Source organism: Spirosoma pomorum (genome assembly GCF_054776615.1).
Genome location: NZ_BAAHBP010000039.1, coordinates 1 through 19,286, shown reverse-complemented (window position 1 = coordinate 19,286; position 19,286 = coordinate 1). Strand labels below are relative to the sequence as shown.

General features: G+C 49.3%; 17 protein-coding genes. 7 read left to right on the top strand and 10 right to left on the bottom strand.

The genetic code is table 11. The features are described 5' to 3' along the window. Positions 1 to 26: 26 nt before the first annotated feature. A complete protein-coding gene (locus ACYVAD_RS23950; protein WP_461142082.1) occupies positions 27 to 908 on the bottom strand; it encodes a fructosamine kinase family protein in 882 nt (293 codons plus the stop codon). Between the two features lie 115 nt (positions 909 to 1,023). Between ACYVAD_RS23950 and ACYVAD_RS23945 the strand changes: the two genes are divergently transcribed. Beyond that, the gene (locus tag ACYVAD_RS23945) at positions 1,024 to 2,217 is read left to right on the top strand and encodes an anhydro-N-acetylmuramic acid kinase (RefSeq protein ID WP_461142081.1); all 1,194 of its coding nucleotides are present in this window, start codon (positions 1,024 to 1,026) and stop codon (positions 2,215 to 2,217) included. Here ACYVAD_RS23945 and mog read toward each other — a convergent pair. After that, positions 2,214 to 2,741 (bottom strand): molybdopterin adenylyltransferase, encoded by a 528-nt coding sequence (mog, locus tag ACYVAD_RS23940; protein ID WP_461142080.1) that lies wholly within the window; start codon positions 2,739 to 2,741, stop codon positions 2,214 to 2,216. The two genes, ACYVAD_RS23945 and mog, sit on opposite strands and share 4 nt — an antisense overlap. Continuing rightward, a complete protein-coding gene (locus tag ACYVAD_RS23935; protein WP_461142079.1) occupies positions 2,738 to 4,558 on the bottom strand; it encodes a glycosyltransferase family protein in 1,821 nt (606 codons plus the stop codon). The genes mog and ACYVAD_RS23935 overlap by 4 nt, the downstream gene beginning before the upstream one ends. A gap of 413 nt (positions 4,559 to 4,971) precedes the next feature. Between ACYVAD_RS23935 and purU the strand changes: the two genes are divergently transcribed. Continuing rightward, positions 4,972 to 5,811 (top strand): formyltetrahydrofolate deformylase, encoded by an 840-nt coding sequence (purU, locus tag ACYVAD_RS23930; protein ID WP_461142078.1) that lies wholly within the window; start codon positions 4,972 to 4,974, stop codon positions 5,809 to 5,811. Here the strand turns inward: purU and ACYVAD_RS23925 are convergent. Beyond that, positions 5,785 to 6,540: a copper homeostasis protein CutC gene (locus tag ACYVAD_RS23925; RefSeq protein ID WP_461142077.1), complete on the bottom strand. Its 756-nt coding sequence runs from the start codon at positions 6,538 to 6,540 to the stop codon at positions 5,785 to 5,787. The genes purU and ACYVAD_RS23925 overlap by 27 nt on opposite strands. 253 nt (positions 6,541 to 6,793) lie before the next feature. Between ACYVAD_RS23925 and ACYVAD_RS23920 the strand changes: the two genes are divergently transcribed. Then, positions 6,794 to 7,015 (top strand): DUF2795 domain-containing protein, encoded by a 222-nt coding sequence (locus tag ACYVAD_RS23920; RefSeq protein WP_009284883.1) that lies wholly within the window; start codon positions 6,794 to 6,796, stop codon positions 7,013 to 7,015. Between the two features lie 78 nt (positions 7,016 to 7,093). Here ACYVAD_RS23920 and ACYVAD_RS23915 read toward each other — a convergent pair whose 3' ends face one another. Beyond that, a complete protein-coding gene (locus tag ACYVAD_RS23915; protein ID WP_461142076.1) occupies positions 7,094 to 7,570 on the bottom strand; it encodes a sterol desaturase family protein in 477 nt (158 codons plus the stop codon). Between the two features lie 173 nt (positions 7,571 to 7,743). Here ACYVAD_RS23915 and ACYVAD_RS23910 point away from each other — a divergent pair, with 173 nt between their 5' ends. Further along, on the top strand, positions 7,744 to 8,412 hold the full coding sequence (locus ACYVAD_RS23910; protein WP_461142329.1) for an AlbA family DNA-binding domain-containing protein: 669 nt from the start codon (positions 7,744 to 7,746) through the stop codon (positions 8,410 to 8,412). Positions 8,413 to 8,429: 17 nt separating this feature from the next. Here ACYVAD_RS23910 and ACYVAD_RS23905 read toward each other — a convergent pair whose 3' ends face one another. Then, on the bottom strand, positions 8,430 to 9,455 hold the full coding sequence (locus tag ACYVAD_RS23905) for an isoaspartyl peptidase/L-asparaginase family protein (protein ID WP_461142075.1): 1,026 nt from the start codon (positions 9,453 to 9,455) through the stop codon (positions 8,430 to 8,432). Between the two features lie 12 nt (positions 9,456 to 9,467). Then, positions 9,468 to 9,986: a KdsC family phosphatase gene (locus ACYVAD_RS23900; protein ID WP_461142074.1), complete on the bottom strand. Its 519-nt coding sequence runs from the start codon at positions 9,984 to 9,986 to the stop codon at positions 9,468 to 9,470. 47 nt (positions 9,987 to 10,033) lie between these two features. Between ACYVAD_RS23900 and ACYVAD_RS23895 the strand changes: the two genes are divergently transcribed. The 3 genes from ACYVAD_RS23895 to ACYVAD_RS23885 all read left to right on the top strand — a co-directional run bounded on the left by ACYVAD_RS23895 (position 10,034) and on the right by ACYVAD_RS23885 (position 13,338). Next, positions 10,034 to 11,410: a methyltransferase RsmF C-terminal domain-like protein gene (locus ACYVAD_RS23895; protein ID WP_461142073.1), complete on the top strand. Its 1,377-nt coding sequence runs from the start codon at positions 10,034 to 10,036 to the stop codon at positions 11,408 to 11,410. Beyond that, complete coding sequence (locus ACYVAD_RS23890) at positions 11,407 to 12,444, top strand: alpha/beta hydrolase (protein WP_461142072.1); 1,038 nt, start codon at positions 11,407 to 11,409, stop codon at positions 12,442 to 12,444. Before ACYVAD_RS23895 ends, ACYVAD_RS23890 begins: the two co-directional genes overlap by 4 nt. 78 nt (positions 12,445 to 12,522) lie before the next feature. Next, positions 12,523 to 13,338, top strand: a complete 816-nt coding sequence (locus ACYVAD_RS23885; RefSeq protein ID WP_461142071.1) for an enoyl-ACP reductase FabI — start codon at positions 12,523 to 12,525, stop codon at positions 13,336 to 13,338. A gap of 113 nt (positions 13,339 to 13,451) precedes the next feature. On the opposite strand, the gene ACYVAD_RS23880 is transcribed toward ACYVAD_RS23885, so the two are convergent. The 3 genes from ACYVAD_RS23880 to ACYVAD_RS23870 all read right to left on the bottom strand — a co-directional run bounded on the left by ACYVAD_RS23880 (position 13,452) and on the right by ACYVAD_RS23870 (position 18,895). Then, complete coding sequence (locus ACYVAD_RS23880) at positions 13,452 to 14,474, bottom strand: alkaline phosphatase D family protein (protein WP_461142070.1); 1,023 nt, start codon at positions 14,472 to 14,474, stop codon at positions 13,452 to 13,454. Between the two features lie 108 nt (positions 14,475 to 14,582). Further along, positions 14,583 to 17,672, bottom strand: coding sequence for an AAA family ATPase (locus tag ACYVAD_RS23875; protein ID WP_461142069.1), 3,090 nt, complete (start codon positions 17,670 to 17,672; stop codon positions 14,583 to 14,585). Continuing rightward, on the bottom strand, positions 17,669 to 18,895 hold the full coding sequence (locus ACYVAD_RS23870; protein WP_461142068.1) for a metallophosphoesterase family protein: 1,227 nt from the start codon (positions 18,893 to 18,895) through the stop codon (positions 17,669 to 17,671). Before ACYVAD_RS23870 ends, ACYVAD_RS23875 begins: the two co-directional genes overlap by 4 nt. Positions 18,896 to 19,286 lie beyond the last annotated feature (391 nt).

Sequence of the window (19,286 nt, the reverse complement as noted above, 5' to 3'; positions counted from 1 at the left end):
AGTGCGGTTGAGCAGCTCAGTATTTACTAAAACTGCTTAAGAATTCGCTCTACGCCACTAACGTAGCCCGACCCAAACAGATTCACGTGAACTAGTAAGGGGTATAAATTATAAATCGCCACCCGATCATCAAAGCCATCCTCCAGCGGAAAAGCTTCGTTATAAGCGTCGTAGAACCGTTGGTCAAACCCGCCGAATAGTTTCGTAAATGCCAGATCAGCCTCGCGAAAACCATAATACACGGCTGGATCAATTAATACAGGTTGCCCTCCTTCGGTTACCATTACGTTCCCTGACCAGAGATCGCCATGTAATAAAGCTGGGCGATCAGCGGGTAACAAATCAGGTAATCGCTCACGAAGCCGAAATAAAGCGTCGTAGGCTTTTTTGGACAGCAACTCTTTATACAAGGCCATACCGGCCTGAGGTAACAAGCGTTGCTCAAAAAAGAAATCGAATCCACTTGCCAGTAGCGTGTTGGACTGGGGCAATGAGCCTATATAATTGTCAAAGTGCAACCCAAATTTAGGCTGCGTATGCGAATGAAGAACGGCTAGAGAATGCCCCAGCGCATCCCAGGAAGCATTCGTAGCTGGGCCAGGGTCAACGTATTCCAGAATCAGATAAGCTTTATCCAGCTCGCGTCCATAGCCGACAACTTGCGGAATACGTAATGCATCGGTTTGCCGCAGCAAATCCAGGCCACGGGCTTCTACGTCAAACATATCAGCCCTATCCGCGTGATTCCACTTGATGAAAAAAACACCCTCCGACGAAAAAACCTGGGCTGATGTATTAATGTCGCCACCAGCCAGGAGCTGAGCTTCGATCACTTCAACGGACTGGCCCAGTGTTTGATACAGAATGCTTTCAAAAAAGGAAAATTGCTCGTCACCCCAAAAATTCATAATAAACTGCGTCGCTGATTGAAGACTGACTCTACCGAGTTACGTAACGCAAAAGAAACAGGAACAGACCAGGACTTGTCAAATTAAGTAGCTTTGTTCACTTATCGGTCGACGCATGAACCAGCAGATTGAACGTCTATATACTATTGCCAGCAAAGCTACCAGGAAAATTATTGGTCTTATGTCGGGTACGTCGCTCGATGGTCTTGATGTGGCACTCTGCCGTATTACGGGTAGCGGCCTAGACACGCAGGTTGAACTGGAACAATTTCAAACTGTAGCCTATGACGAAGCCATCAAAGTGGCAATCCGGACAATCTTCGCCAAAAAGGAAATTGATTTCGAACAGCTTTGTCTGCTCAATCCGTACATCGGACGCCTGCATGGGCAGATAATATTGGACTGCTTACGCCAGTGGCAGATCGATCCGACTGATATTGATATCGTTGCCAGTCACGGACAGACTGTTTACCATGCCCCAAAAAGCCAGCATCAGCGGGATAAGTTCCCCAACGCTACGTTGCAAATCGGCGACGGTGACCACGTAGCGGTAACGACTGGGATTATAACGCTCAGCGATTTTCGGCAGAAACACATCGCCCTGGGAGGAGAAGGAGCCCCTCTGGCTGTTTATGGCGACTACTTCATGTTCTCGAAGGTGGGAGAGAACCGTCTATTAGTAAACATTGGTGGGATTGGTAACTTCACTTACCTGCCCGCCGATCAGGACGCCAGTGCTGTTTTTACAACCGATACAGGTCCCGGTAATACGTTGCTGGATGCTTATGCCCAGCGACTATTAGGAACGGCCTATGATAAAGACGGAGGGCTAGCCAGTCAGGGGGAAGTGAACGAAACTGTGCTGAACGCCCTGAAGGGAAATCATTTCTTTGACGCTCCCTTTCCAAAGACAACCGGTCCAGAACTATTCAACATAACCTACGTCGAAGACGTGTTGAGTCGTACTGGCGTAACGCTGACTGATGCGGATTTGATGCGGACTCTAGTCCAGTTCTCTGCCGAAACTATCGCTGAAGCCATTGTGCGTGTATTACGTCCTGGAGAGACGTATCATGTTTACTTGAGCGGGGGAGGAGCGCACAATCCAATATTGATCTCAGCGATTCGTCAGTTGCTACCCGATTGCCAATTTGGGCGTACCGATGATATTGGCGTGAGCGGTGACGCGAAGGAGGCTGTGCTTTTCGCCGTACTGGCCAACGAAACTCTGGCGGGTAGCACAACCTCCTTCGGCGAGCGGCAGGGCGTTCCTACCGCTTTTATGGGAAAAATCAGTTTTCCGTGCTAGCTGCTTTTAGGGCGGAAAACTTTCATCACCTCTTCGTTGGTCGTTAGGAACGGGCCACCGATCAGGTCGATGCAATAGGGAATCGCGGGGAACACGACCGACAGACATTGGCCGATGGCGGTTGGCTTGCCAGGTAAGTTCAGGATCAGCGATTGATTTCGAATACCAGCCGTTTGGCGCGAGAGAATAGCCGTCGGTACGTATTTCAAACTTTCCTGCCGCATCAGTTCCCCAAAGCCAGGAAGCATTTTCTGACAAACGGCTTCGGTGGCTTCGGGTGTTACGTCGCGGGGGGCGGGGCCAGTACCGCCGGTCGTCACAATCAGGCAGCACCCTTCGGCATCAGCCAGTTCAATCATAGTTGCTTCAAGCTGGTCCTGTTCATCGGGAATAACTCGGTAAACAGGTTCCCATTCGCAACTCAGATAGTTGGTCAGGAGACTAACGACGGCTTTACCCGGAATATCTTCGTAGATACCAGCGCTGGCCCGGTCCGATACGTTGATGATGCCAATTCGGATCACGGTTTTTTTCGTTTTAAGGCCAGATCGTGCGCAGTATCGTAGTAAGAACGCAGGTTGTTCCAGTCAAACACTTCAGCAATGCTTTCAACCCGGTTACGCTGAGCAATCCGGTCCCGTTGCGCCATACGAACAAAGCGGAAGAGTACATTGGCGAGCTGGTCGGCGGCTTCGTCGAAGTTTTGAGTCCGGCGGTTAATGACGTAAATGCCCCGGTTTTCGTAGTCCCGCATAATCTGCATGATGAAATCGCCAAAACCAGACTGATCACTCGTTACGGTCGGAATACCTCGCACAACGCATTCTAACGGCGTATAGCCCCAAGGTTCGTAGTAGCTCGGGAAAACGCCCAGATGGCAACCCCGCACGAACTGACTATAGTCAAGACCGAACAATGGGTTGGTTGAGGCAATAAAATCCGGGTGATAAACGATTTTAACCCGGTCGTATTCATTATTGACAAGATTGGCTTGTCGAATAAACCGCGTCATATCATCTTCCTGAACCAGGTTATGCGTGACAAACGGTGGTAAGTGCTTCGTCTTCCAGCTTTGGACTGTCCGGCGCAAACGTAGCCGCCAGTATTCGTCTACGAAGTTGTTGAGATCGGGCAACGTATGATCGTACTGATCCGATGCTGCCGCGTGGAACAATCGCTCACCCACTTGTTTCTCGATACTTTCACAGGTTTCCTGAATTTCGTCCAGCAACGCGCGCGAGTGAAGCACATCCGGATTGATCGAGGTGTAGGGCTGCTTCGTCACCATGAACATCACGACGGTCATGTCCATACTGGCTTCCCGCATCCGGTGGTTCAGTCGGGCCAGTGCTTCTAGGGTCAGATCGTACCCTTTGTTCGAAAACTCAAAACGACCGGACGTAAAGAAATACAGTGTCTTTTCCAGATCGAAGGAATAATTCTGGAAAAAGTGCCCCATTACGAACTCGTGAATCTTGTCCTTGTATTTGACGTGTAGATTCTGGAATTCGTGAACGGCCGCAAATCGGGTGATATTAAGTCCATTGGGCAGGATCAGATCCGGATTACGCCCCAGGAAGACTTCACATTCACGAGCCGTTACGTCACTCACGGTCGTGAAAACATGCGCTTGCTGGGCCGCCAGTCGTTCGATCGTAGCCTGCGTATCAATGCCGTAGTGAATGGCTTCCCGTTTCCAGTCAAAGAATGGTAGTTTTCCGTAAAATCCAGCTTCGTTTTGAGCGAGATAGCGGCCCAGCATTGTCGCGTGGGTGGTGAAAACCGTAGCAACCCGAACGTTGTCGCGACGTAAATCGGGTAGTCCGGTGCTGGCCATCCATTCGTGGAAGTGCGCGACGAAATCCATCCGGTTTGCATGATCCTCCGCCAGCAACGTAATGAAGATACGGACTAGTTCACCAAAGGCAATAGTTTGATTGACTAGTTCTTCGATGTTGAGAGTCGAGAGCTGATAGTTCTGCCAGAGTTGCGTTTTGACGTAATTAAGATGATCGGCGTTGACGCTGGCGATATCGAAAAGCACAACGCGGGGCCGTCCTGTGACCAGCCAATGACCGTAGTGAACGTTAAAGCCCATTTCGCGCATCCGCCGGACGGTCTGCCCGATAACGGTAGCGTCGGAATCAACGATTGGCTCGAACTCGGAGGTCGCTCGTTGTGGAAAATAAGGTCCAATAGCTACATAGTTGTCATCCCACTTCTCGACCATTGCTGGGACCTTCGAGCGGATAACTGTGTATATACCACCTACCTGATTACAGACCTCCCAGGCAATCTCAAGCAATAATTTTCGCTTCGATGTTGAAAATACCGATTCCAAGCTAGTACGTAGTTTTGGTGTTATTGCTTTTGATCAATTTTTTATAATCAAAATGCCAAGCAATGATACTTAAATTAAACCCATCTCCTAATACCTTGTTCGGCTGCAACTGAAACTTGGCATACTTTTTTTGCGAGAATGTATGTCACCTTCAGATACACAGGCAGATGCGGTATGGGATGGGCGGTGTTTACTTCAAATAAGAACGACAGCTAGCCAAATTCTACTGATTCGACTAGTATATTCGTTCCAAAACGGAGTGGGGCACCGGCTCAAAGTAAAGTAATAAACGCTATTCGTTCGCTACTGTTGAATCGAATTGTTTATCTAAATCGCTTGGTCTGGCCAGTAAAACTAGGAGTGGGTATCCCCGGCGACTAACCAGCACCGTACTGTAATTATCCGACAGACTTATGACCGATATTACTAAGCATATACTGTTGATGGATGGACCTGACAACAAAGGACTGATCTATCATGTCACTAACGTATTATACAAGCATGACCTGAATATCATACACAACGACGAATACGTCAGTCCAGCGGGCCGGTTCTTCATGCGGACCGAGTTCGAAGGAGCTTTTGATGCGGAAGCTTTGCTAGCTGATTTGAAAGACCAGCTTCCGGACGGCATTACGTTACGTCTGAACCCCAAGAAGAAAAAGAATATTGTTGTGCTGGTCACCAAGGAGCACCATTGTCTGGGTGATTTACTGATTCGGTATGCTTTTGATGAACTGGACGCCGATATTCTGGCTGTGGTTAGCAATTACAATGTACTGCAACCACTGGTCAGTAAGTTTGGGATTCCGTTCCATTACGTCTCACACGAAGGAAAAAGCCGCGAACAGCACGAAGAAGCGATTCTGCGTACGTTAGCAATCTATGAGCCTGAGTATCTAGTACTGGCCAAATACATGCGGGTGCTGACGCCTGGCTTTGTGGGGCACTTCCCGAATCGAATCGTGAACATCCACCATTCCTTCTTACCAGCCTTTGTAGGGGCTAATCCGTATCGGCAAGCCTATGAGCGTGGGGTTAAAATCATTGGTGCTACGGCCCACTTCGTTAATAATGATCTGGACGAAGGACCGATCATTGCGCAGAACGTAAAAGAAGTAAATCACCGCCACTCCGCGGCTGATATGGCCGCGGAGGGAAAAGATGTTGAGAAGATAGTGCTGTCGCAGGCACTCAAGCTTGTGTTCAATGATCGGGTGTTTATTTCAGGCAACCGGGCCGTTGTTCTCTAAAAAGGCGGTTTGTTCCAGAACCCGGCGAATTTTTTCGGCGCTAGCTTCGTGACGTTCGTATTCGCCGGGCGTAGCACTCGCCATTGATACGGAGGAGTGACGGTGCTCCATTGGGCTTTCAGTGCGTTGGCTGCCGCTCATATGCAACGCATCAACGCCGGTTTGAACAAGCATGTATGCATTGGTAGCAGAAACACCGGCACCGGCCATAATCTCGATTCGTCTATTAGCCTGTTCGACCAGTTTTTTTAGAAGGTCTGCGCCTGCTTCGGCCGTTGGTCGCTGGCCGGAAGTAAGGATACGGACCGCTCCCGTACGTATAACAGCTTCCAGCGCTTCCACAGGATCGCGCGTCATATCAAAGGCTCGGTGGAACGTAACAGGCAAGGGATTCGCTAGATCAACGAGAGCTTTGGTCGTAGTTTCATCAACAGTACCGTCAGCGTTTAGAATTCCAAGGACAATGCCATCAGCCCCCAGGGATTTAGCCTGTTCAATATCCTCCCGCATAACATCCAGCTCCGTATCCGAGTAGAGGAAATCGCCACCCCGCGGGCGAATCATTACGTAAAATGGAATCGAAAGCTGCTGGCGGACCAGTTTGATAAGACCTGCACTGGGCGTTGTACCGCCTTCAGCCATACCACCGCAAAGCTCAATGCGGCTGGCGCCAGCTTCCTGCGCTGTCAGACAGGATTGCAGCGAAAAAGAACAAACTTCAAGTGTCATAACTAGTAGAAAAGCGTCGAAAAGTCGTGTCTGTAGCGTGAAAATGAGCCGTAAAATCTTTATTTTCCAAAAGAGAAATCAAAAAAAGTGGTTTCTTACGCCAACAGCAAACAAACCAGCCTTCGGCGAGTTATGGCCTAAATCCTACTCACTTCCGTTAGTGAACATTTTTAGTGAAAGGAGCTTGGATATTAACGGTTTTTTTACTTTTGCACCCTCATTGAAAAAGTAGTCATTAAATACGGAACACACTATGTACTGGACTCTAGAATTAGCATCCTATCTGGAAGATGCCCCTTGGCCTGCTACCAAAGACGAACTGATTGATTATTCGATTCGCTCTGGTGCCCCATTAGAAGTAGTAGAAAATCTTCAGGAACTGGAAGACGATGGACAGCCATACGAAAGTATCGAAGAGATCTGGCCGGATTACCCAACCAAAGACGATTTCTTCTTCAACGAAGATGAGTATTAGCTACCGGCAGAACTCAAACAAAAAGGCGTAACCTCATCGATCGGGTTACGCCTTTTTGTTTCTAGCCGCAAGAGAGCCTTACTTACTATTGGAGATTGTCTGTTTCTGTTTTACTGCACGGTCATACTTCTTTGGGGCGTACAGAAAGCCAAAAGCCTCGGCACCTTCCTTTGTATGAACCTTGTGATGGACGTAATGGGCCCGCATAATGCGCTGCATATACCGTCCGCTGGTATCGATTTTCGTTTTGACCCGACGGTGTACTATTACATCGTGGAAGACGAAATAAAAGACGCCGTATAACGTGACACCTGCTCCGATCCAGGCCAGGAAACGCAGGCTTTCCACCTCAACGCCTGTTACGATTAAACTGATAGCAACGGTCGCAAAGACGATCGCAAACAGATCGTTCCACTCAAAAAATCCTTTGTGATGGTTGTGGTGGTCGCGGTGCCAACTCCACAAAAAACCGTGCATAACGTATTTGTGGGTGAACCAGGCAACGCCCTCCATAAACAGGAAGGTTCCTATAACTAGGGCAACGTTTACCAGCATTTTTGTGTTATTTGACTAGTGAAAGTTTAGTACGCTGTGAATTGATAACGGTTCGTTACAACGAAAAGTTGGCCGCCATGCCCTGACTTTCCATAGCAAAATAGAGATACTTGTTGAAGACTTGCAAATTTGTGGAAAAGCCGTATCTTTATCCTAATTCAGTAGTCAACCAGCTGAACCCATCGGTTATGGACTATCAGGCACTCAAAAACCTGGTGAGACGGGGAGAGGGTAGCAATTTAGAGTTCAAGCTGAAAACAAATCACCCCGAGAAAATTATCAAGGGCGTGGTTGCCTTTGCCAATACCAACGGCGGTATTATGCTAATTGGAGTAGGCGATGATAAACGAATCGTCGGGTTGAAATATGCCGACGAAGACGAGTACCTGCTCGTTCGGGCGATTCATAAATTCTGTTTTCCGCGTATTTCCTACACTATTGATCGGGTTCAGCTTCCCGACGAGCGGGAGGTTCTGGTTATTCGCGTTCCCCCCAGCATAGATCGCCCCCACTACATTCTGCCTGATCCGGCCGAACCTGAAACCAAAAAAGTATATGTCCGGGTGGCCGACAAGTCGGTGCAGGCAAGCCGTGAAGTACGGGAAATCCTGAAAGGCAGTCAGGCCGACCGTAATATTCGGTTTAGTTACGGCGAGAAAGAACGGAAACTGATGCAGCACTTAGGGGAGCATAACAGCATTACGGTCGACCTCTTTGCTTCTATCGCTGGTATTTCCCGCAAAATTGCCTCGCGAACTCTAGTACTGCTGGTTCTGGCTAATGTGCTGGAAGTCCACCCGAGTGATGTTGTTGATGAGTACACCACCCGGGTTCTGGCCTGACCAGGAATGGAGCTTGATTAATCTTTGTAAATCAGTACCTCGCTACTGCCATCGGCTTTGATGTAGCCCCGGTACATGCCTTCGGAATTGAAGGGCATAGCGAAATTGCCTTTTCGATCCAACGCAATAACACCCCCTTCACCACCGCGTTCGACCAGTTTCTTCATCACCACTTCATCAGCGGCTTTTTTCACGCTGTAGCCTTTGTATTCCATCAGCGCAGAAATATCGTATCCCACCACTGACCGGATAAAGAATTCGCCATGCCCCGTGGCTGACACGGCACAGGTAGTGTTGTTGGCATACGTACCAGCGCCAATGATGGGCGCATCGCCCACGCGGCCGTACCGTTTGTTAGTCATGCCACCGGTCGATGTGCCGGCCGCCAGGTTGCCAAACTTATCCAGCGCTACGCAGCCTACGGTTCCGTACTTTTTACCTTCGATGAAGATTTTATCATCAATAAGGGAGCCGGTTGTATCGCCCGTATGATCGAGCGATGGCTTCTCTTCCTTAATGGCGTTTTGTAGCGCTTTCCATCGGGCTTCGGTGTAGAAATACGATGGATCGACAATTTCCATGCTTTGCTTCTTGGCGAATGCTTCAGCACCTGAGCCGATCATCATCACATGTTCCGATTTGTCCATGACTTTGCGGGCGGTGCTGACAGGGTTTTTGATGGTCGTTACGCCGGCAATAGAGCCAGCTTTCAGCGTTTTTCCATCCATAACGGCCGCGTCCATTTCGTTCTTGCCATCGTGAGTGAAAACGGCCCCTTTCCCAGCGTTAAACAAAGGGGAATCTTCCATGACTCGAATCGTAGCCTCAACGGCATCCATGCTGGTACCCCCTTTTTTCAGAATGGCGTAGCCTGTTTGAAGGGCTTGGTTTAAGACCTCACGATACGCCTTTTCCTTTTCAGGGGTCATGTTCTTTCGCGTAATGGTACCCGCCCCGCCGTGGATGACGAGGGTAATATTACTCTGCGCGTTTGAGATCAACGAAGTGGCTAATAAAGAAACCGTCAGGAAGAAAATCTTCATAGTAAAGAATGCTTATAAGTTAGTGGCCCACGTACCCTGGGCTTTCATAACCTGTTCAATTACGTCGCGAACGGCACCATGGCCGCCCGATTTTGGTGAAACATACGAACAAATGGATTTTACTTCATTAACCGCGTCGGCGGGACAAGTAGCCAGTACGTCCGGACGTTTGAGAATCGGGTAATCAGGCAAATCGTCACCCATGTATAACAACTCGGCTTCGTTCAGACTATCTCTAGTTACGTATCCCAGAAAAGCATTTAATTTCTGGTCGGGTGGGCCACCCATGAAAATATCCTTAACGTTCATGACGCCTAACCATCGGCGGACGCCCTCCGCGTTTGAGGAAGAGACGATGCCAACTTTGTAACCAGCTTTCACTGCCTGCTCGACGGCATACGTGTCTTTGATGTCAAAAGTCCGGTAGCGCTCTCCAGACGCCAGTAGATGCACCTGGCCGTCTGTAAAAACGCCATCGATGTCAAATACAAAAGTTTTAATTCGCGCAAATCGCGCCCGCAAATCAGTCATGTTACAAGTTTAGCGAAAACCGCCTGACTGTTCCGTATTTTTGTTCAATGAATAGACATTCCCTTCCTCCGGCGTTTCAGGAGCAGATGCAGCAACAACTCGGAGCCGACTTCCCGGCGTTCGAACAGGCACTGGAACAGGAAGCCCCCGTCAGTATTCGCGTCAATCCCCGTAAGCCGCAACTGGATACGACTGGCCTGACACCGGTGCCCTGGTGCGCCGAAGGGTTTTATTTGCCCGAACGACCCAATTTTACGCTGGACCCGCTGTTCCAGGCTGGGAGCTACTATGTACAGGAAGCATCGTCGATGTTGTTAAGCGAAGCGCTCCGGCAAACGGTCAATCTCAACCGGCCAGTTCGTGTGCTGGATTTGTGCGCAGCACCGGGCGGAAAAAGTACGTTGCTGGCGTCGATGCTCTCGCCAGACAGCATGTTAATCTGTAACGAGGTGATCCGAAGCCGGGTATCGGTGCTTCGGGAAAATCTGGATAAATGGGGTTATCCGAACGTAGTCGTCAGTAACCACGACGCCGAAGACATGACCAATCTGGCTGGATTCTTCGATGTTGTAGTGGTCGACGCGCCTTGCTCCGGCGAAGGGCTATTTCGGAAAGATCCCGATGCCATGGACGAATGGTCAGAAGCGAACGTCCAGCTTTGCTCCGGTCGGCAAAAGCGAATTCTGGCTGCGGCTGCTCCGTTGCTGGACGAAGGTGGGATTCTCATCTATAGTACTTGCACGTATAACGACGCTGAGAATCGGGAAAACGTACAGTTTCTGACCGAAAACGGTTTCCGCAGCCGCCCACTCGACCTGCCCGAGGAATGGAACGTTATGGAAAAGGAAACCGAAAAAGCCATTGGTTATCAGTGTTACCCGCATAAGGTCAAGGGCGAAGGTTTCTTTGTCAGCGTCTTCAAAAAGACGGCCTTTACTGCTGCGGTCAAGCTAGATGCCCGAACGTTTCGCAGCATCCGGGCATTGCGCCCCCGCGAAACGGCGTCCGCTATGAAATGGCTGAAGCACCCAAACGAGTTTTCGTACTGGGAAAAGCCCAATGGTGACGTAATGGCGTTGCCCAAAGCACTAGAAAAGCAGTTCCTGTTTTTGGATAGCGCTATCCGAAACAAAGGTTTTGGGCTGGAGATGGGACAGTTTAAAGGAACCGATTTTATTCCATCGCATACACTGGCGCTGAGTACCGCTATAAGTAAAGAGCTACCTGCCGTCGCATTGACCAAAGAAAATGCGCTGCGCTTTTTCAAGAAGGAAAATCTGGTTTTCGATGAGCCGGTGAAAGGCTGGCTACTGGCGCAGTACGAAGACCAGAACCTGGGCTGGGTAAAAGGGGTGGGCAATCGGGTAAATAATTACCTGCCTAAAGACTGGCGTATTCGGATGGATATTAAAGAATACGTATGAAGCGAATACTGCTGATTACTGGTCTAATCCTGGCCGTTCTAGTTGTTGGCTACCTAGCCGGGCCGACGGCTGAGTATGAGCAGATCAACGAGGAAACGATTACGGTAGACCCTGATCTAGTTAAACTAGAGCAAAGTATTACCAAGTCAGAACGTAACGCCAAGCTGCGACCAGACAACGAAGCGCGTATCATCTGGGCCGATAGCTCGAAGAAAGTAAAAACGCCCTATAGTTTGATTTACCTGCCCGGTTTTACGGCCAGCTGGGCCGAGGGAGATCCCGTACATAAGCAATTGGCCAAAGCATTTGGCTGTAACTTGTACCTGGCTCGCACCGCCGGGCATGGCGTCAATTCACCCGACGCTCTGGAAGACATGACGCCCACTACGTACGCAGCTTCTGCCGAACGGGCGCTGACTATCGGTAAGGCGCTGGGCGAAAAAGTTGTTGTCATTGGGACATCGGCTGGGGGAATGCTGTCGCTTTATCTTGCGGCCCATCATCCTGAAATTCACGGTCTGATTTTGTACTCGCCCTGCATTGCTACGGCCAATTCAGCGCTTCAACTGGTAACAAAACCCTGGGGCAAACAGCTCATGAGCCAGATTTTCGGCGGGGAGCACGTTACCGTTACCTGGCATAAGCCCGAGCGTGCCCGCTACTGGCTACAAACGTACCACACAAACGGGTTGATAACCCTGCAAACCATGCTGGAGCGGTTCATGACACCCGAACAGTTTCGGAAAGTAAAGCAACCGGTTTTTCTGGGGTACTATTACAAAGATGAAGCGAATCAGGATAAAGTCGTTTCTGTGCCGGCCATGCTGGCTATGTACGACCAACTTGGTACGGCAGTAGATCAGAAACGGAAAGTTGCTTTCCCAAAAGCAGGGGAGCATGTTATTGCGTCGCGCCTGACATCAGGAGATGTAAATGGGGTTTATCAGGCAACGAAGGCGTTTATGGAACAAGTGCTGATGATGCCACTACAAACGGACTCCGCACCCATAAAGGCTATGCTCCCCAAAAAATAATTTAACTTTGGCCCACCGTTGGCGATAAGAGCCGCAGAACTATTAGCAGACTAAGTAACTGACCGAAACTAATTTAGAATGACATACGGATTATTAAATGGAAAGCACGGCATCATTTCGGGTGCCTTGGACGAAAAATCAATCGCCTGGAAAGTCGCGTTGAAGGCAAAGGAAGAAGGCGCAACGTTTACGCTGACTAACGCACCAATCGCCATGCGAATGGGAGCGATCAAAGAACTGGCTCAGCACTGCAACGCCGAAATTATTCCAGCCGATGCTACGTCAGTAGATGATCTCGAAAAGCTGTTTACTCAGTCGACTGAGATTCTGGGCGGGAAAGTTGACTTCGTGCTGCACAGCATCGGTATGAGTCCAAACATTCGTAAAGGAAAGCCGTACAGCGACCTGAACTACGACTGGTTCAAGCAAAGTATTGACATCTCGGCGCTTTCGTTCCACAAAATGATGCAGACCGCCTACAAGCTGGATGCCATCAATGAGTGGGGCTCCGTGGTCGCGCTGACCTATATGGCTGCTCAACGGACGTTTCCATTCTATACCGATATGGCCGATGCTAAGGCCGTTCTGGAATCGATTGCCCGGAGCTTTGGCTACCACTACGGTAAATACCGTAAAGTGCGGGTCAATACGGTGTCGCAATCGCCAACGCCAACGACGGCCGGCGGTGGCATCGGTGGGTTTGATAAATTCTACGACTACGCCGACAAAATGGCTCCCCTGGGCAATGCTTCGGCGGATCAGTGCGCTGACTACGTCGTTACGTTATTCTCTGACCTGACTCGTATGGTGACTATGCAGAATCTGTTCCACGACGGCGGTTTCTCTATGACCGGCGTTTCGGAAGAGATTATGCAGATGGTTAATAAGGAATAGAAAAAGGAGGAAAGCAGGAAGGGAGGAAAGGAGAAAAGGAGTAATGAACAAAGGGGCCATCGGTAACCCACGTTATTCATGTTCCCCTTCTCCTTTCCTCCCTTCCTCCTTTCCTAAAACTTGATCTCCTGCGTCAGGTAGGTTTCTCTATTATCGCCGTTGATACGGATGGTTGCAGTCACGGGCTTCGCGTTCCAGTCGATTGTTACGAGACCGTAATTCAATTTGGACACTATTGGTCCTACACGATGCCGATTGGCTTCTTCATGTGGCTCCGAGACGTGCGTTAGGCCACTACTCGTAATATCGTATAGATCATAGCCCAGTCCCGGCACGCTCACGCGGGAAACTTCCGCCATATGCCGGTCGCCACTGATCAAAAATGTTCCTTTGGGTTTCGTCTTACCTAGTAAGTCTAGAAGTCGTTTCCGCTCGGTAGGGAAGTTCACCCACTTTTCGTAGACGTGCTCTTCGGGCAGGATTTGAATGCCGCTTCCGATGATATGAACGTCAGCGTCGGAGTTGGTTAGCTCGTTCGCTAGCCATTTCCATTGTGCTTCGCCCAGAATTTTTCCGCTTGGATCTGGTATGTTCACTTTACCATCTTTTTTCAGCGGATCGCGAAAGTACCGGGCGTCCAATAAGATCACCTTCACTCGTTGCCCCTTCGGGCCATACGTATGTGCGGAGTATGCTCCTTTCTGTTTACGTAATGGGCTGTTGGCGGGCTCGTCCAAAAAATCGAGCATGAGTTGCTGGCTTTCCCGGCGTTTCGGGTACTCTTTCCCTCCATCATTAACGCCATAATCATGGTCGTCCCAGATACCCACAATCGACGACGATTGACGCAATTGCTGATAAGCCGGGTTAGATTTCTGTATAGCATACTTGGCCCGCAACGTATCCATATTCTCCGAATCGCCATAAATATTATCGCCAAGCCAAATCCAGACATCCGGCTTCTGCGCGACAATGTCATCCCACAGTGGCTGAGGCCGACTTTGCCGACTACAGGAGCCGAATGCCAGTGTGGTAACTGGCTTTTGCGATACAGCTGTCGTGAACGCTGACTTTTCCGTACGGCATCCAGCCACTGCAAGACAGCAGATCAAGCCTAACGTAGTAATAGTTTTCATTAGATTTCCTGAATTATCTACCACGTAAAAGTAAGGAAGCCAGTCCGATGCGGAGCCCAGTTCACGGTTTGTTAATAATGCGACCGGCCCTGAAAAAGCATTGAGAAGTTATTCTTCCCAGCTTCGAACAATCCGGCTGCCGTTTTCGGTGGCTTCGGCCCGAATGAACGTATCAACTTCCTGCTGGAGTTCGTCAACGTGCGATATAATACCTACTACCCGGTTCTCGGAACGTAACGCTTTCAAGGTTTTGAACACAGTCTGGAGCGCGTCTTTGTCCAACGTACCGAATCCTTCGTCAAGGAAAAACAGATTCTGTTTGGCCTTGGTCAGGTGCTGGATATTGTCTGATAGCGCCAGCGCGAGTGACAGCGCAGCCTGAAACGTTTGCCCACCCGACAGCGTTTTGACGCTACGTATTTCACCCCCGTTGAGGTAGTCACGCACCTGAAAGCTGTTCTTATCATCCAGCTCCAGCTTTAGTTGATTGTTAGTCAGCTTGAAAAAGCGCTCGTTGGCTGATTCGCAGAGGTTTTTGAGGTAAACCGACGATACGTAGTTGACAAAACCCTGAGCCCGAAATAACTCATCCATTTTCTTTAGATCCTGCCGCCGAAGATCAAGCTCGTCATAGCGATTCTGATGGGCCTGTTTCTGTTGCCACTGTGTTTCAAGCGTAGTCAGTATGGTTGTTGCCCGGCCATGCTCTTTATTGAACGCATCTTTCTGCGCTTGTAGGTCTGCCAACTGACGCTGAATGGCGTCTAACGCAGCCGGATCGAATGGCTGTTTGGCCAGTTCGATTTCGAGCGTTTCAACCTGTTGCTGCAAACTACCTCGTTTGTCGTTGTATTCTTGAATTCGCTGTTTTTCTTGTGCTACGTTCAACGAAGACCGCAGAATTCGCTCTACCTGTTCTAGAGCCAGTCCCTGATCTGAGAGATTCTTGTTGATCGTAGTTTCTAACGTCTGGATTTCGTGCGCAATGTCGGTTAGTTGGTTGGCCAGTTCGTAAAGCTGCGCCTTAGTGCCTGCTAATTCCTTTTCGGCATTCCCTTTCCGGGTATCAGCCTCGTCAAAATCGAGCTTAGTCTGCTTATACACCCGATCCAGCGACTCGCGGAGATCAGCGATCTGATCCAGCCCCCACCCGTTTACCTCGTCAAGCCGAAAATGTTCCAGCGATTCAACCTCACCTTTCAACTGACCATTCAGACCCGAGATTGCCTTATCGGCGTCAGCTACTTTTTGGGCCAACGTAACATGCTCTACTTCGGCCTCGCTGATGAGTTGATCCAGTTCCCGAATCACTTTTTGCGCAGCCTGAATTTTCTGCTGGTTATCGCTTTCCTGCTTGATGGCCTGCGTAACGCTACCTTCCTCCTCCATTGAGAATTCGGACCAGATAAACGCGTCTTCGTGCGCTGTGATCTGCTGAACAATCGCTCCGCGTTCCTGAGTTAGACGTTTGCTGTTGGTCAATTCACCACGTAACTGCGTGGTGAGCTCCTTAATTGTTAGTTGCAGCGTTGTCGTATCGTCAATTCGCTGGACGACTTTCTGTAAAGCAGTATGGCTTCGTTCGACATCAGCGACTTCGCTATTGCTGCTGTGACGGGCCGGGTGATGTTCCGAACCACAAAGCGGACAAGGTTCTCCTTCTCGTAGAGCGTCGGCATATTTCCGAAGTTCATCCTGAACCAATACCTGTCGATGTTTGACTTCCCGCTCCTCCCGAATTTTTTTCAGTTGAGTCAAAGCCTCGTCGATCTGATCAGGCAGATGTTTCAGCGTCAACTCCGCCCATTCCGGCGGGAATCCGACCAACACTGTATCCTTACGTTGTTTAATCTGGTCAACGGCCTGATCGTATTTGTCAAGGGCAGTCTGTAGATCGTCCGCCTGTTTCTTAAGAGGCTTGTAAGCCGTAAACCAGTTTTTTACTTTGTACAGACGCTCCAGATTCGAGGTCTGACCAAATGCGCTGTCTAGTACGTGCTGCTGGGTAACACGGTTTGTTTTGTGCCGGTCAAGCTGGCTGGCCTGTTTCTCAAGCTGTATCGCAAGCAAGTTACGGTTACGTTCCTGCTGACTGATTGATTGTTGTAGGGTTCTGATTTGCTGAACTGTATCCAGTTCGTCAATCTTTTGTAGCAATTCATTACGTGTCTCATACGCCTGCTTTGCCGCATCGTACAATCCTTGTAAGCTGGCCAGTTGCTTCGAAATGGTACCAAGATGCTGAGTTGCTTTACGTTCTGAGTCTGCCAGTGAAGATTGCTTATTCTGTAGTTTATCTAAATTGGTTAGATTGGCTTGAAACAGGAGTAAACAGGTTTCGTAGATAGCCAGATCGCTGTCGAGTTGGCGATAAACGGGAGCCTGCGTAAGCAGCAAACCAAGTTCCTGTTGAACTGTAGCCAGCGTTTTACGTCGCTTCTGGCTATCGAGTAGGCGGAGCTCATCGGGAAGCAGTTGCTTAATTTCGTCTTCTTTCCGGGTTAATGCCGCCGATATACGGGTAATATCATCGTTGGCTAGTTCTATTGCCTCCGGGGTTACTGCATCAAGGGGAGCTAGTAAGCCACGTAACTCAGAGAGCTGTTCATCAGTAGCCTTACTCAACTTCCCGACCCGACCCGCCAGATCGTACTGATCAAGCTTAAACAGGCGATTCATCATCTCTGTCCGCTCGCGGGGACTAAGCTCCAGAAACTCTCGAAACTGGTTTTGGGGAATAATGATTGTTCGCTTGAAGTTATCGTAATCCAGCCCCAGGATTTCCTTTGACAAAAGCGCAATGTCTTCTTTTTCGTTACCAATTGGCATCCAGGTGCCGTCTTTATGAATGAACATTCGACGTTCGCCAGGACCTACTTCATGATGCTTTTTGGCGTGACGTTTCGCTTCGTAGATGAATCTATACAGGTTTTGCTCGGGCCCCGCCTGAAACTCAAAATCGATAAGCAACTGCTTCGACTTCAAATTCATCATATTATACTGACGATTATCACGACTATTCAGCCGTTCGGTTTCGCCGTACAACGCAAAGCTTATGGCCTCCAGCAGCGATGTTTTACCGCTCCCTACCTTGCCAAAAATACCAAATACACTAGACTGGATTAGTTGTTGAAAATCAATTTCCTGTTTATCCTGGTATGAATAAAGCCCTTGAATGGATAACTTGATGGGTATCATTCAGATTCGGTTGCTAAAATCTCTTTGAACAGCTGCTGAAGCCGATCGTTGGGCTCCTGTCCTTTGTTCTTACTTTTAAAATAGTCGGCAAACAGCGACTCCATGCTTTGAGTCAGATCGATAGCCTGCGTCGCTTCCTGTTCAGGAATGTCAACATCCCGTACATCGGGGATAATGGTCACCAGCGATTCATGGGCCTGTTGCAGTTCACGTCGTTCTTCGCTGGTCAGATACGTTGTTGTCTGCAACGTAATCTCAGCGTAGCAATTTGGATTTTCCTTCAGCCAGTCAACCGCTTCGGTCACCTTTTTGAATCGAGGACGTAACAATCGTTTGCCTGTTTTCAGGGCAACTGGGGTAACCGTAACCGCTTCTCCCGGTTTGGCATCCACCAAAATGACGTATTTCTGCTGATCGGCTTCCGCAAAACTATACGCTAAGGGGCTACTACTGTAGACAACAGGACTGGGACCACCAGCAATCGTCTGGTACCGGTGCAAATGCCCCAGCGCCGTGTACTGCACCTGCGGAGGAACCATATCTGTATACACTACCGATGCGCCACCAACCTGTAATATGCTTCGCTCGTCATCCGATTCCTCAGGCTGCTCCCCTCCTCGTTTCATTACGAACAAATGCGCAGTCAACAGATTGATGCCTCTATCATCCATGAACGTGTCCGCCAGCGTGGCCCAGTGCTGCTGGAGCTGTTGCCGCAGTTCATCACCAAAACTCGTCTGGCCAAAATAGGATCGCATCCGGGATTCGTTGGCGTAGGGAGTAAGAATAATACGAACCGGTGCATCTTGTTTAGGCAATTTCAATTCAATGAAGCCTGGCGCAGATCGAAGTAACTTGGCTTCGCAGCTTAGTTCGTACGAACGAACCTCTGTTTTTGGGAAACCCGCAAAAATAATCCCACACTCACGACCAAAGTGATCTTGGGCTTCGATGCGGTCTGGATTATCGTGATTACCGGCAATTGCCACCACGGGCCGACTACCGCCCGCCGTTAAATTCTTGAGAGTACTATATAATAAGTCTTCGGCTTTTGGGTCTGGATTGAACGTATCAAACAAATCACCTGCTATTAATACTAAATCAACCTGCTCATGATCGGCAATGGCAACAATTTCCTCTAATACCGTCTGCTGCTCCTGCAATCGCTGAAAATCCAGGAGTCGCTTACCCAAGTGCCAATCTGCTGTGTGAAGTATCTTCATAAAGTTGTTGGAACACTGTGCTTCCAAAAAGAAGTATGCAATATACTTTATCGCAGGCGCAATGAACGACGAAGGCTAGTGAATTTAGTGATCTTATAGGGAAGAAGTACACCTTTTACCGCCAAAAATGAGGTCGCATCTAATAACCCGCAAAAAAGTTTTAAAAAACTATTGAAGCTAAGTGAGCGTCTGTCAGCGACTTACTGATGAACGCTGTCTCATTCGTTAATTATTTTCTGGCGGGCCCTTGACAAAGGGGGGCTTTTGCCCCTACCTTTGCAGTCCCAAATGAGGGAAACGTGATCGACTACCAGCGCTAAACCGCTCGCCGTCAATCACTTACTTTGACAACCGTTGACCCCACTTTCGCCTGATCCCCGGATCAGTCAAA

What these genes read in the sequence shown, in the direction of transcription:
- ACYVAD_RS23915 (WP_461142076.1), bottom strand. Translation starts at nt 7,570, where the DNA reads ATGCTGGTAAACGTTGCCCTAGTTATAGGAACCTTCCTGTTTATGGAG.
- ACYVAD_RS23875 (WP_461142069.1), bottom strand. Translation starts at nt 17,672, where the DNA reads ATGATACCCATCAAGTTATCCATTCAAGGGCTTTATTCATACCAGGAT.
- ACYVAD_RS23950 (WP_461142082.1), bottom strand. Translation starts at nt 908, where the DNA reads ATGAATTTTTGGGGTGACGAGCAATTTTCCTTTTTTGAAAGCATTCTG.
- ACYVAD_RS23885 (WP_461142071.1), top strand. Translation starts at nt 12,523, where the DNA reads ATGACATACGGATTATTAAATGGAAAGCACGGCATCATTTCGGGTGCC.
- ACYVAD_RS23870 (WP_461142068.1), bottom strand. Translation starts at nt 18,895, where the DNA reads ATGAAGATACTTCACACAGCAGATTGGCACTTGGGTAAGCGACTCCTG.
- ACYVAD_RS23895 (WP_461142073.1), top strand. Translation starts at nt 10,034, where the DNA reads ATGAATAGACATTCCCTTCCTCCGGCGTTTCAGGAGCAGATGCAGCAA.
- ACYVAD_RS23905 (WP_461142075.1), bottom strand. Translation starts at nt 9,455, where the DNA reads ATGAAGATTTTCTTCCTGACGGTTTCTTTATTAGCCACTTCGTTGATC.
- purU (WP_461142078.1), top strand. Translation starts at nt 4,972, where the DNA reads ATGACCGATATTACTAAGCATATACTGTTGATGGATGGACCTGACAAC.
- ACYVAD_RS23880 (WP_461142070.1), bottom strand. Translation starts at nt 14,474, where the DNA reads ATGAAAACTATTACTACGTTAGGCTTGATCTGCTGTCTTGCAGTGGCT.
- ACYVAD_RS23900 (WP_461142074.1), bottom strand. Translation starts at nt 9,986, where the DNA reads ATGACTGATTTGCGGGCGCGATTTGCGCGAATTAAAACTTTTGTATTT.
- ACYVAD_RS23925 (WP_461142077.1), bottom strand. Translation starts at nt 6,540, where the DNA reads ATGACACTTGAAGTTTGTTCTTTTTCGCTGCAATCCTGTCTGACAGCG.
- ACYVAD_RS23890 (WP_461142072.1), top strand. Translation starts at nt 11,407, where the DNA reads ATGAAGCGAATACTGCTGATTACTGGTCTAATCCTGGCCGTTCTAGTT.
- ACYVAD_RS23920 (WP_009284883.1), top strand. Translation starts at nt 6,794, where the DNA reads ATGTACTGGACTCTAGAATTAGCATCCTATCTGGAAGATGCCCCTTGG.
- ACYVAD_RS23945 (WP_461142081.1), top strand. Translation starts at nt 1,024, where the DNA reads ATGAACCAGCAGATTGAACGTCTATATACTATTGCCAGCAAAGCTACC.